Annotated in this window: 12 protein-coding genes; 5 read left to right on the top strand and 7 right to left on the bottom strand. The window is 49.5% G+C overall.

What is annotated here, in order from left to right; all coding sequences use genetic code 11:
- Positions 1-93: 93 nt before the first annotated feature.
- The gene (locus BM202_RS25195) at positions 94-882 is read right to left on the bottom strand and encodes a queuosine precursor transporter (protein ID WP_093831379.1); all 789 of its coding nucleotides are present in this window, start codon (positions 880-882) and stop codon (positions 94-96) included.
- An 80-nt stretch (positions 883-962) separates the two neighbouring features.
- On the bottom strand, positions 963-2,375 hold the full coding sequence (locus tag BM202_RS25190; RefSeq protein ID WP_093831377.1) for a hypothetical protein: 1,413 nt from the start codon (positions 2,373-2,375) through the stop codon (positions 963-965).
- 269 nt (positions 2,376-2,644) lie between these two features.
- Between BM202_RS25190 and rbfA the strand changes: the two genes are divergently transcribed.
- Both rbfA and BM202_RS25180 read left to right on the top strand, forming a co-directional pair.
- Entirely contained in the window at positions 2,645-3,025 is a 381-nt protein-coding gene (gene rbfA, locus BM202_RS25185; protein WP_093831375.1) for a 30S ribosome-binding factor RbfA, read from the top strand.
- 79 nt (positions 3,026-3,104) lie between these two features.
- Positions 3,105-4,316 (top strand): ABC transporter permease, encoded by a 1,212-nt coding sequence (locus BM202_RS25180; protein ID WP_093831373.1) that lies wholly within the window; start codon positions 3,105-3,107, stop codon positions 4,314-4,316.
- Between the two features lie 10 nt (positions 4,317-4,326).
- Here the strand turns inward: BM202_RS25180 and BM202_RS25175 are convergent, their stop codons facing one another.
- The 4 genes from BM202_RS25175 to BM202_RS25160 form a co-directional block, all read right to left on the bottom strand.
- Complete coding sequence (locus BM202_RS25175; protein ID WP_093831371.1) at positions 4,327-5,397, bottom strand: mevalonate kinase family protein; 1,071 nt, start codon at positions 5,395-5,397, stop codon at positions 4,327-4,329.
- 80 nt (positions 5,398-5,477) lie between these two features.
- Positions 5,478-6,698 (bottom strand): sugar MFS transporter, encoded by a 1,221-nt coding sequence (locus tag BM202_RS25170; protein WP_093831369.1) that lies wholly within the window; start codon positions 6,696-6,698, stop codon positions 5,478-5,480.
- A 131-nt stretch (positions 6,699-6,829) separates the two neighbouring features.
- The gene (locus tag BM202_RS25165; RefSeq protein WP_093831367.1) at positions 6,830-8,191 is read right to left on the bottom strand and encodes a Gfo/Idh/MocA family protein; all 1,362 of its coding nucleotides are present in this window, start codon (positions 8,189-8,191) and stop codon (positions 6,830-6,832) included.
- 91 nt (positions 8,192-8,282) lie between these two features.
- Positions 8,283-9,314, bottom strand: coding sequence for an MBL fold metallo-hydrolase (locus tag BM202_RS25160; protein WP_317039720.1), 1,032 nt, complete (start codon positions 9,312-9,314; stop codon positions 8,283-8,285).
- A 357-nt stretch (positions 9,315-9,671) separates the two neighbouring features.
- Here BM202_RS25160 and BM202_RS25155 point away from each other — a divergent pair, with 357 nt between their 5' ends.
- From BM202_RS25155 to BM202_RS25145, 3 genes are all read left to right on the top strand, one after another.
- The gene (locus BM202_RS25155; protein WP_093831363.1) at positions 9,672-10,103 is read left to right on the top strand and encodes a 6-pyruvoyl trahydropterin synthase family protein; all 432 of its coding nucleotides are present in this window, start codon (positions 9,672-9,674) and stop codon (positions 10,101-10,103) included.
- Positions 10,066-10,872 (top strand): GTP cyclohydrolase I FolE, encoded by an 807-nt coding sequence (gene folE / locus BM202_RS25150; protein ID WP_093831361.1) that lies wholly within the window; start codon positions 10,066-10,068, stop codon positions 10,870-10,872. Before BM202_RS25155 ends, folE begins: the two co-directional genes overlap by 38 nt.
- Before the next feature lie 96 nt (positions 10,873-10,968).
- Complete coding sequence (locus BM202_RS25145; RefSeq protein ID WP_093831359.1) at positions 10,969-11,670, top strand: SDR family NAD(P)-dependent oxidoreductase; 702 nt, start codon at positions 10,969-10,971, stop codon at positions 11,668-11,670.
- A 51-nt stretch (positions 11,671-11,721) separates the two neighbouring features.
- On the opposite strand, the gene BM202_RS25140 is transcribed toward BM202_RS25145, so the two are convergent.
- Positions 11,722-12,648 (bottom strand): sugar phosphate isomerase/epimerase family protein, encoded by a 927-nt coding sequence (locus BM202_RS25140; protein ID WP_093831357.1) that lies wholly within the window; start codon positions 12,646-12,648, stop codon positions 11,722-11,724.
- Positions 12,649-12,778: the final 130 nt, after the last annotated feature.

Here is a 12,778-nt window from a genome sequence, read left to right as displayed (position 1 = left end):
AATAATGGGATCAAATGTAAGTAAACTGCTCTATTCTTCGGTACTGACCTTGTATTGAATTACTTAGTTTAGGATTAAAAAGCCCATTTTTCGCTACATAAACGAACTCATAGCCGACTCATTAGCCAGTTCTTCGGCGTATTCTTTACCTAAATACCGATCGATGAAGTAATGCGCTACGTAGAGTAAGGGCGTGAGCACAACCGCCGAGGTAGCTTTATAGATGTAATTGATAATGCCCACGGCCAACACCTGGGTCAGCGACCAGTTGCCGAAAACATAGAAGGCAATGCCCAGAACCACGAAACTATCGACTAACTGCGATACTAATGTAGAGCCCGTAGCCCGCAACCAGATTTTACGACTTCCGGTGATTTTGCGGAGGGAATGAAATACATAAACGTCGAGAATCTGCCCAATCATAAACGCCGTGAGCGAGCCGATAATAATACCCAGCCCCTGCCGGAAAATCATCTGGAATGCATTGTTGATGTTGATCACATGGCCGGCTCCATCTTTGGCATTGACGTCGAGCCAGAATTGGGCGGGCGGGAGCGTCGTAACGGCGTAAATAATCAGGAAACTATAGCCCACAAACCCAGCCGTCAGAAATGAAATTCGCCGAACACCTGATTTGCCAAAGTACTCGTTGATCAGATCGGACGTAATGAATACAAACGGCCAGATGACCGCGCCCGCTGTGAGGTTGAAATCCAGAATAAAGTCGCTAAAGAGGTGAATCTGAGCCGGCTTGGTGCCTAATAGCGCTTCGACGGAGAAAATTTTAACGCCTATGATTTCGGCTACCAGTGCGTTGGTCAGGAAAACCGCACTCAGGAAAATATACAGGTTCGTACGTTTATTGGTAAAGGAGGGAGCCATAAAGAAGTTACTAGTATTTGGTGAGTAAGAGCAGTACTGGCAAGTTACGGTACTAACTACTGATGACTGGCGACCGGCGGCTAATTTTTCCGTTTATACACGTCGGCTACTGCTGTTTTCTCATATCGGGCGGCTAAAGCCGGGGCGCGTTGAAACAGCTTTTCCACTACGTTCTCCCGGTCAATAATATAATCGGGTGGATCGAGTCGGAAATGGTCGAACACGTTAATCACTGCTTCGTAATTATCCAGATTTTTCAGGTCGTATTTCGCCAAATCCCAGTTCAGGTAGGGGGTTGCCAGATGATTTTGGCGATACGCGCTCAAGTCTTCGCCGATGATGAGTACATGCTGATCGCGAATATCGGCGGGCAGCGGGGATGACCGTACCTGCAAGCTACTTAGGCGGCCCAGTTCAGCGCCTGGAATGATGCCCAGCGCCCCCTGATAGAACAAGAGCAGGATGAGCACAAAGGCAATCGAGAAACTCATCTCCGCCAGCCACACTTTACGGATATTCTCAAAATAATAATACGCAAAATAAGCCATTGGGGGCACGAAACTCAAAAATGCCATGGGGGCCAGAAAGGGCATCAGAGCAATGGTCAATACGGCTACGACAAACCAGATGGCCATAATTTGCTGTATCCGTTGCTGAAAATTGACGTAGCGACCTGCCCGGCTGAATAAACTTAGAAAGCCCAGCACGCCCAGCCCCAGCGGAATCAGTAGCGACGCCAGCAACGATTGGAAATCGGACAGGGAATACTGCCGAACCCTGAACACCGAGGCCAGCAAATTCCGGTTGAAATCGTTGAGCCCGTCAAATAGGTAGTAGAACAGGACTGTGGCCGCAAACGGAAACAAAAAGCCGAAAACCGACAACGAGTACTGCCGGAAGGTCGAACCGGTATAAAAAAGCAATGATACAATCGACCAGAGAATGAATAACGCTGATGGCAGGTAGAACAGAGCGGCAATACCAATGTAAAACCCAACTTCAAACACTTCATCCGTAGCACCGCGACGATCCATCTGCCGAATTAATGTCCCAAAGGCAAGCAGCAGAAAGCTGGTCGACATAAGCACGGGCGAGAGCGTCAGGCAGTCGAACGAAAGGTGCATGAACAGCATGTAGATCAACCCCGGCCAGAATGTTCGATCGGGATAGATATCCCGGTTGTTGGTCAGGTAATTGAAATACACGATTTGAAATACCGAAACGAGCGTTGCTGCTCCATGCAGCACCAGGGGGGACCGACCAAACACGCTATCTATGCCCCAGTAAACCATTGCCGACAGCGGACTGACACTGTCCCATATATCACGATAAAGCAGATTTCCCTGGCTCATCTGCTCGCCCACGATCATCCAGTTCAATTCAGGAATGAGCAGTGGGAACGGATGCAGGAGCAACGGTAGCCGAATCAGCAGGAGCAAGCCCAGTAGACTGGCGTATTGATAAGGAAAATACGATTGAAAGAAACGTAGCAAAATAAGTTCTTAGTTTGAAGTCAATAGTCACGGTCCACCGTTGCAGTCAGTCATCTACCTGCACCAGTTACTATCGACTCCTGACTGACTGCAACGGCGGACCGTGACTATTACCGGTAAAATTACAGTCAATTTCGGCAGAACGGAAAAATGGGTGGATATTTGCAGTCTGGAAAAAGGTCAGACCCGTTAATGATTCGTTCAGAAATAATTCCCATGAACTATTCGAGCCGTTGACCGTTCATTTTAGTACCCAAGTACCGATTAGTATGGAATCGAAACGACAGCAGAAAGTATCCCGGCAGTTACAAAAAGATCTAAGCGAGATTTTTCAGCGCGACGTGCCGCATTTGTTTAATGGAGCATTCATCACCGTGACCAGCGTTCGAATTTCGCCGGATCTGAGCGTGGCTCGAGTGTATCTGAGCTTTCTGGCTACAAAAAATAAGCAGCTATTGCTGGAAAGCATTCAGGAAAAAGGCAAAGTACTCCGTCAACACCTCGGCGACCGGGTCCGGCATCAACTCCGGATCGTTCCCGAGCTGAATTTCTTTCTGGACGACACCGCCGATTACGCCGACAAGATGGATAAACTATTCTCCGGTCTCGACATCCCACCCGCTCCGGTGGAGGAGGAAGACGAAGAGTGAAAGAGTTAATGAGTGAAACAACGAATGGAAGAGCCGCTGTTTCACTCATTAACTCTTTCGCTCTTTCGCTTTTTTGTGAATGAACCTTCCCGTTTGGATTGCCCGTCGGTATTTTTTTTCCCGTAGAAAACGCAGCTTCATTAGCTGGTTGTCGACTCTGTCTATGCTCGGAGTGGGTGTTGGCACCATGGCGCTGGTGGTGGTACTATCAGTTTTCAACGGGATGGAAGAGCTGAACCGACAGATTTTCAAAACGTTCGAGGCCGATATGACCATTTCGCCGAAAGAGGGAAAACGGTTCCTGGCTTCTCCTGCCTTGCTAACGAAGCTACGGCAGACGCCGGGGGTACATCTGCTAACGTCGGTGGCGCAGGATAACGCGCTGGCCCGTTATGGCAACGGAACGACGGTCATCAAGCTTAAAGGCGTGGACGATAATTATCTCCAGCGCCAGCAACTCGACTCGGCCCTGCTGGAAGGTAAACTGCTGCTACGTCGCGACAAGGTCAACTATGCTATTGTAGCTGAGGGCGTTCGCAGTGATTTGAGTATTTCATCGATTGATATTCTAACCCCTCTTGAAATCCTGTATCCGCAGAGTGGACAGACCTTAAGTGTACTAAATCCGGATGCTTTCAATCGCCAGGCATTAACGGTTTCGGGCGTGTTTTTCATTGAATCGCGTTACGACAATTTTGTGCTGGCTCCGTTGAACGTAGCACGCGAATTGTTTGGCTACAAACCCGATGAGGTAACAAGCCTCGAAGTTCAACTCCAGCCCGGTACCAACGAAATTGCCGCTCAAAAAACGTTACAGGACGTAGTAGGGGAAAACCTACTCGTAAAAAGCCGTGACGATCTGAACGTTGATCTCTATCGGGCCATTTACATTGAAAAATTATTTGTTGCCCTGACGCTTTCGTTTATCATTCTGGTGGCTTCCATCAACATTTTCTTTTCGCTGTCGATGCTGGTGATTGAGAAGAAAAGTGACATTCAAATTTTATACGCGCTGGGGGCAACCAGGAAAATGGTACGCTGGATTTTCCTGACCGAAGGGGCCATTATTGCCCTGACCGGAGCGTTTGCCGGCCTAGTGCTGGGCATTGGTCTCTGCGTGGCACAGAAAGAATACGGCCTGGTCGGGATGGGCATGGTTAGCTCGATCATTGACGCCTATCCGGTCCGCCTTGATATCCGCGATATTGTCATGACTACCGTCCTCATCATTTTCATTACGGTGCTGACCTCGTGGTTTCCCGCCCAGCGGGCGGCTAATAGTCAACAGTAGGTAAAGTGACTTATGCCTGGATGGTGGTTCCAGCATCGACCGAAATGACATAGGCTTTTCCGCCTTCCCGCTCAATGGCTTCGGCCACCTGTTCGGGCTTGTTGGGCGCATAGACAAACATACAGCCGCCACCACCTGACCCATTGATTTTGCCACCCAGCGCGCCCGCATGTAAGGCTCCGTCGATCATTCGGTCAATCTTGGGCGTACTGATACGTTGGGCGTCACGCAGATTGGTCTGATGGTCAGTCAGGAGTTGGCCGAAACGAACATTGTCAAGACCATCAGGAGATTGTAAAACTGTCAGCGCATCGCATAGAATATCGCGGTTTTCGAGGTTACCTTTCAAGAGGATGTACTCGTCTTTCGGCAGGTAATCTTTGAATTCAGTTACTTCCGTAATGTCAGAATGATCCAGCGAAAAAGTTGGATTGATGATACTCAGTTTTTCAATAATCCTTAGCATGCCGAACTTAACCCGGCCCAGAATACCGATTGTATCTTTTGGCTCCTGCGAGTCGCCAAGAACGAAGATGCCTAAATTTGGATGCAGTTCCCGTAGAGCAATCTTCGGTTTTGATTCTAAATAAATGACATCGCCAACGGCCGTTGAATAGTGGTCCATCATGCCGCCCGGTTCGCCAAATTCCAGCACTTCGGCTACGTAGGCGAGTTCCGCTAATCGTTCGCGAGAAAGCTGTTGAGGTTCGTCGGAAAGTTGGGACAATACGTTCAGCCACGTAACAAGCAGTGCCGATGAACTTGATGTGCCCGAGTTGATCGGGATATTGCCACGCACTTCGCCCTCAATGCCTTTTGAAAACGTAAACCCTTCGCGCAGCAACACATTTATCCCCGAACGGAAATAGTCGCGAATTTTAGGATAGTGCAGCGGCTTTCCATCAAAGGGAATAGTCACTACGTCGCCAATATCAGGCAGATTCAGGCGAAAGCCGGGTTGCTCAGACTGTTGAGCATCCATACTAATTCGGCGCGAAATGGCAGCTGCAATAACAGGTAAGCCTAAATAATCCTGGTGTTCACCAAAGAGGCAGATGCGGCCGGGTGTTGATACCGTCATTTTAAAGGTAGAAGAGGAAATAAATGCAAGGCCCGTAAAGTACATCTGTTGTGTTCGTTGCGGGCCTTATTTTTGACTACTTACCAGCTTGTTCGCTTATACCCTACTGTCGCGTAGTAGAGGATAAACCCAAACAACGGCAGCAACAAGGCATAGGCCATTTTCGGACTAACGGTATCCGTCAGGTAGCCATGCAGTAAGGGTAGCAAAGCGCCACCCGATATACCCATAATAAGTAACGCTGATCCGATTTTTGTAAATGGTCCAAGTCGGTTGAGGGCCAGTGGCCACAGAGCAGGCCAGATAGGGGCTAAGCCAAAACCAAGCAGGGCAACACAGAGTACCGACGTAAAACCGCTGGTCAGTAGGGTGGCCACTGTGAAGACCAAGCCATAGGCAGCTCCAAAACGCAGGGCCGTCTGTTGCGAGATAAAGCGGGGAATCAGAACAATGCCGAGGATATAACCCGCCAGCAAGCCATAAAGTGTGTAGGTTGTGAAATACTTGGCTTCGTCATTATGAAAACCCAAGGCCTTGCCGTAGTTGATAATCGTATCGCCCGCAATGACCTCCGCACCAACGTAGCAGAACAAGGCCAGAACGCCTAACACCAGATTCGGAAATTGCCAGACGCTGGTGTGCGCCGACACATCCGATGACGTATCGTCCTGTTCTTCCGATACTTCGGGTAAATTGGAGTAGCGAATCAGCGCGGCTAATACCAACAGCACACCCGTCAGAATCAGATAGGGCGATACAACTTTTTCCAGCGAAGCGGCTCCCGAAACGGCATTCGCGCCCGTCAGCAACAATCCCCCAAAAATAAACTGGCTGAAAATACCTGCCAGTTTATTGGCAACCCCCATGAAACTAATACGTTGGGCAGCACTTTCGCGCGGTCCCAGAATAGTCGCGTAGGGGTTAGAGGCTGTTTGTAAAACGGTTAGGCCGATGCCAATTAAAAACAGGCCAACCAGAAACAACGGGTAAGAAACCGCTTTAGCGGCTGGTACAAAAATCAACGTGCCAATCGCCATAACGACCAGCCCCAGCGACATGCCATTTTTAAAGCCTGTCCGTTTCAGCACGGCCGATGAAGGGATGGCCATCAGGGTATAGGAAATGAAAAAAGCGAAAGCTACCAGATTCGAGCCGACCGTACTCAGATTAAAGGCTTGTTTGAAAAAAGCAATCAACACACTGTTGACCCACGTAACAAAGCCAAAAATGAAGAAGAGGGCACCAATGATGAGCAGTGGGCCCGTGTAATTCTGAGTTTTAGGAGGGGCAGTAGGTGTCATTGTATTACTGAATAATGTAGACTGTGTAATGCACAAGGAAACGGGTGTGAGCCATGGAATTGCTAAACTACGCTTTTCTGCTTTTATTATCCATGCGGGGGCCGCCCGCACGGTTCATCAAACAGTATTCATTAGTAGTTATCCGTAAGCCCGAAAATGGGCTTGTTGGTCTTCCACTTGCCCCGCGTGAAGTCGGGAATTTCGATAGGCTTGCTGCCTCCGGCTATACTTTGCTCAGATAGTGGACTGATGGCACTCCAGACGGCTGCGTCGTAGACGTCGATGGGGGGCGCTGTTTTGTTTTTGATGGATTCGATAAACGCCCGAAGCACGAAAAAGTCAATACCACCGTGGCCTGCATTTTCGGCCGTTTGGACGTGGCGTTTCCAGAGCGGGTGATCGTATTTCTCCTGATAAGGCGCAAACGGCTCCCAATTGTGGGGCTTGGGGCTGGTGCCTTCCAGATAAATCATGTCGTTGTCATCCATCCAGATACCCTGCGTGCCCTGCGCCCGAAAACCGAGTGAGTAGGGGCGGGGTGAGTTCGTATCGTGGATGATGACGATATTTTCGCCGTTGGCGCATTCGATAACCGTTGTGACTACATCGCCAAGTTTGAAATTTACTTTCGCATTTGGGTGATCAGGCCCGCCTTTGTCTACTACGTATTTGTGCAGCCCCCGGCTTTTGGTGGCCGTGCTGGTGAGGTGCATGAAGCGGTTTCCCCGATTGATGTCGAGCCAGTGCGCTACCGGACCAAGGCCGTGCGTAGGATAAATATCGCCGTTTCGATCGACCGAGTGCTGCGTTCGCCAGTGCGCTTCTGAATAGCCTTTTGCCCCGAATTCAGCACCCACGCCCGCTATGGATTTACCGTCGTTGAATTTGATGTTCCGCAGGTCATGCTGATAGCCACAGTGGGCGTAGGTCATTTCGCCAAACATCCCTTTTCGAACCATGTTCAGGATGGCCAGTACGTCGCGTCGGTAGCAGACGTTCTCCAGAATCATGCAGTGTGATCCCGTTTTCTCGAACGCGTTAACCAGATCCCAGGATTCCTTGAGCGTCACCGTCGCCGATACTTCAACCCCAGCATATTTGCCCGCTTTCATGGTGGCTACGGCCATGGGTACATGCCATTCCCAGGGCGTAGCAATCACAACCCCATCAATGTCGTCGCGCTTGAGCATGTCTTCAAACGCCTTGTCGCCTTTAGTATAGGCAACCGGTGCTTTCCGGCCGGCCTTTTCAATCATCGCATTGGTGCGGCTGATGGCTTCAGCATCAGGATCACAGATGGCCGTTATCTCAACATCATCACGGAAAAGTGCCTGCGATACGTGGCTGCGTCCCCGTGCACCAACACCAATAAAAGCAAGTCGAACCTTCGGGTCAGCAGGCTTGGCTCCAGTCAGAATGGCGGGAAAAATGGAAGTTGCTGCACCGGTGAGGGCGGCCGTTCGGATAAACTGACGTCGTGACGGGGTTTGCATAGAAATAGGTTACCTGCTATAATCCAGAGAGTGGTTAATAGATCAAATAACGATGTTTCGGGGCAAAAAACCACGCGTGGGTATTTCGTAATCAGAAATTCCACCAAACCGTTTTCGGATAGTAGTTATCTACCATCAAGGGTTCGCCAATTTTGGGTGTCGTTACGTTGAGTTTTTCTTCCGCGGCTTTTTTCGTTAACCGTTGAATGGGTTCGTTCCAGGCATGGATAGCCAGCGAGAACTTAGCCCAGTGAACCGGCAAAATTGTTTTGGCCTGTAAATCCTGAGCCGCCTGAGCAACCTCTTCGGGAAACATATGAATATGCGGCCAGTCCTTACCGTACTGACCACATTCGAGAATGGCCAGATCGAACGGACCGTACTTTTCGCCAATCGCCCGAAAGTGCGTACCATAGCCAGAGTCGCCACCCAGGTATAGGTTGTAGCCGTGTAGTTTCAGCACAAAAGCTGTCCAGAGCGTTTTTCCCCGCGTGAAACTACGTCCCGAAAAGTGCCGGGCCGGCACCGCCGTCAGGGAAATATCGGTCGCTACAGGCTGGCTTTCCCACCAGTCGAATTCAACGATCCGATCCGCCGGAACGCCCCAGCGTTCGAGGTGAGCGCCAACGCCCAGGGCGGTGTAGAATTTTTTGACTTTCGGAATGAGTTTGGTAATCGTCTCGAAATCAAGGTGGTCATAATGGTCGTGGGATAAAACCAGCATGTCAACGTCGGGCATGTCGTCAACTTTATAGACATCAGCACCTGCAAAGGCTTTTCCGAAAAACGAAACCGGCGATGTATAGCCGCTGAAAACGGGATCGACCAGGACCGTAACCCCTTTTGATTTGATCAAATAGGACGAGTGGCCAAACCAGACAATCGTGGGAACGGAGTCGGAAAGCGCTTTCAGGTCGGTTTTGATGGATGGTATCGGCTGGGGTGGAATGTTGTCTTTATCTTTTTTGATGAAATCTCTCATCATACCCACGTAGGATACGTTTTCGGGCATAACGGGGGTAAGCTCTAGATTCTGGAAGGCGCCGTCGCGGTAATTTGGGGAATGCGTAATGCGGTCTAACCGGATACCGGCCGGGTCGCGGCCAAAAGGGCCTTGTTGCATAAATATCACGGTTACTGCAATCAACCCAGCTAATAAAATAAGTGTAACGAACATAATAAAGCGTAAGCGTTTCATGTGGTGCAAACGGGGGAAACGCCTATCCGGTTCCGTCCTCAACAAAGCTGTCCATAGCCATTGGAACAATACTAAATAAGCCGATGTTATAGAGCCGAACTGACTTGTGTTTTGTTTAATCTTTCTTGAAAAACGTTGAACAAAATAGGATACGTGTCGGTTTACCATTTACTTGTTCATCGCATTCGAAAGAGCGATCTGGCTACTCGCTCTGCTGTCTGCCTGTGTTGTACACAAACTTTGTAACGACAGGTTGATCGAATCCTATTTCGATTCTTATTTATGGAAAATACCAGGGCCGATGCCCCACGGGTTGCTGTGTTTCGGAAAGAACACTTCAATGCGGCTCACCGTCTGAACAACCCTAACTGGTCGGACGAAAAAAACACCCGTGTGTATGGCAAATGCAACAATCCCAATTATCACGGCCACAATTATGAATTGATTGTGCAGGTCAACGGCCCTATTGATCCCGAAACAGGCTATGTCATGGACATGAAGCAGCTCGGCGAAATAGTCAAAGAGCACGTTACCGACCGCTTTGATCACAAAAATCTTAACCTCGATACCGAAGAGTTTGCGGACCTGAATCCTTCGGCCGAAAACATTGCCATCGTTATCTATAACATTTTACGTAATCAGCTAAGCGAGGGCTTAGATCTTAAAATCCGATTGTATGAAACTGAACGGAATTTCGTCGAATACCCCATCTAATGGCCACTCGTCTACGGATGCTCAGCATGATGGCCGGGCCACCAATGGCGTCTCGCACAACGGTTCCTCAGTGGATGGTCATTCGGTAGCGTGTGATTGCCTGACCGACGAATTGGTTGACGAAATTGGCGACGCCCACGGTACGTCGTCAATTGATACGCCCATGCGCCCCGATGCATTCAACCTGGATGATGATTTCAAAATTGATCTCATTGAAGAGCATTTTCGGGAAATTATGAACATTCTGGGCCTTGATCTGACCGACGATAGTCTGAAAGGATCGCCACGGCGTGTTGCCAAAATGTATGTAAATGAGATATTTAGCGGTCTGAATCCTGCCAACAAACCTACACCGACGCTCTTTGATAATAAGTTTCGGTATAAAGAAATGCTGGTCGAAAAAGACATTATCGTTCAGACGTACTGCGAACACCATTTCGTGCCCATCATTGGCAAATCCCACGTCGCCTATATATCCAGCGGTAAAGTGATTGGTTTATCGAAGTTGAACCGGGTTGTTGAGTATTTCAGCAAACGGCCTCAAGTGCAGGAGCGCCTGACCATACAAATTGCCGAGGAACTGAAGCGCGTGCTGGAAACCGACGACGTAGCGGTGATCATCGACGCCAAACACCTATGCGTATCAACACGGGGCGTGCGGGACATTAATAGCTCGACCATCACCTCATCCTACGGTGGTAAATTCGAAGAAGAGGCAACCCGGCAGGAGTTTCTGCGCTACGTTGCCCAGCCGAGCATAACTATTTAAGTAATCAAAAAGTTGTAGGGTCACTGTGCCGTAAAGTTGGTCTGTTCACCAACCCTTTATGCCATAGTGACCCTACAACTTTTTGATTCTTAACTGATGCAAGGCAAAAATATTCTGATTATTGGCGGTAGCTCGGGCATCGGGTATGCACTGGCCAACCAACTTCACCAACAGGGCGCAACGCTCTTCACGGCTGGTCGACGTGTACCGGAAGGCATTCCGTCTACGCATATGAGCTGGGACGTATTGCAGACACCGGCCCCTGATGCGCTCACGCAACTCCCCGAGGTATTGCACGGGTTGGTCTATTGTCCCGGTACCATTAACCTAAAGCCCTTTCACCGCCTGGCTATCGATGATTACCGAACCGACCTGGAAATCAATGTGCTGGGCGCTGTTGCCGCTGTTCACGCAGCCTACGTAGCCCTGAAGGCGGCTAAAGGAAGCAGCGTTGTTCTGTTCAGTACCGTAGCGGCCAAGCTGGGCATGGGTTTGCATTCGTCGGTGTCAGTCGCCAAATCGGCAGTGGAAGGGCTAACCAAATCGCTGGCCGCTGAATTTGCGCTGAGCAACATCCGCGTCAATGCCATTGCGCCTTCCCTGACAGATACGCCTTTAGCGAAGAACCTGCTAAGTAGTGACGAAAAGCGGGAGTCGGCTAACAAACGTCACCCGCTCAATCGCATTGGCAGTCCAGACGATATTGCCAGTATGGCGGCTTATTTGCTGTCCGATCAGGCTAGTTGGGTTACGGGGCAGATCATTGGCGTAGATGGCGGTATGGGGTCCATAAAATAGCCTGACTAATAGGTAGTCAGGCTAGTAAATTATTGAATGTGTCGGTTATGGTTATACCGTCGCCCCAACGCGATTGAGCAGCGCTATGGATTTTCGGATGCCTTCGTATTCGTCCAGGGCGTTGCCTTCGTATTCAATACCTAGAATACCTTTGAAACCGCTGTCTTTCACAATTTTCAGGATTCGGTTGTAGTCGGTTTCGACGCAATTTCCATTGGCGTCGAAATCGTAAAATTTGGCGGATGCCCCTTTCGAGAAAGGCATCAGTTCCTGCGTACCCTGATAGCGGTCATACTCTTCCAAGCAGGAATGCCCTTCGCCATGTTTAATGCAGAAATTGCCAAAGTCAGGCAACGTACCAACATTTTTCATGTTCACCTGTTTCATGACACCGGACAACCATTTTCCGTTCGACGAATAGCCGCCGTGGTTCTCGACAATAACATTGATGTTCATCGTTTTGGCAAACTCACCCAGCTTGCTCAATCCATCAACGGCGGCCTTGGACACTTCTTCGGCAGTACCTTGTCCGGCTGCGTTGACGCGGATGGTTTTGCAGCCCAGATACTTGGCGCACTCTACCCACTTGTGGTGATTTTCAACCGCTTTCGCCCGTTCAGCGGCATCGCTGGCGCCCAGATTACCTTCACCATCAATCATGATGAGGTTGTTAGTGATGCCATTGTCTTTGCAGCGAGCCAACAGATCGTTGAGGTAGGTTTTGTCCTGCGCTTTGTCTTTAAAGAACTGATTGACGTACTCAACAATGCTGATATCGAACTCTTTACGGGCAATGCCAGGGAACTCTAGATTCGTGATTTTTTTGCCGAACAGCGCTTTGTGCAACGACCATTCTGCCAGCGAAATGTCGAAGAAAAGCTTTTTTGCGGAGGGTTCGGCAAAGGCAGATGGCAGCAAGGCCATGGTAGCCAGTGATCCAGCGGCTTGTTTCAAAAACGAGCGACGATCGGTGGTCATAACGTAACGGGTTTAGTAGATAAGAATTCTAAGCAAAAGACCGATTTCCCCGTCTAAAAAACAAGTGCCTGTTCCTGAGATGTTATATGAAAAACCCCTAAATCCCCTGAAGGGGACTTTGCTCCCTCTC

The sequence above is a fragment of the Spirosoma endophyticum genome, from assembly GCF_900112365.1.
Taxonomy (GTDB): domain Bacteria; phylum Bacteroidota; class Bacteroidia; order Cytophagales; family Spirosomataceae; genus Spirosoma; species Spirosoma endophyticum.
Note: the sequence above shows the minus strand (reverse complement) of the source record. Positions and strands in the feature narration are given on the sequence as shown.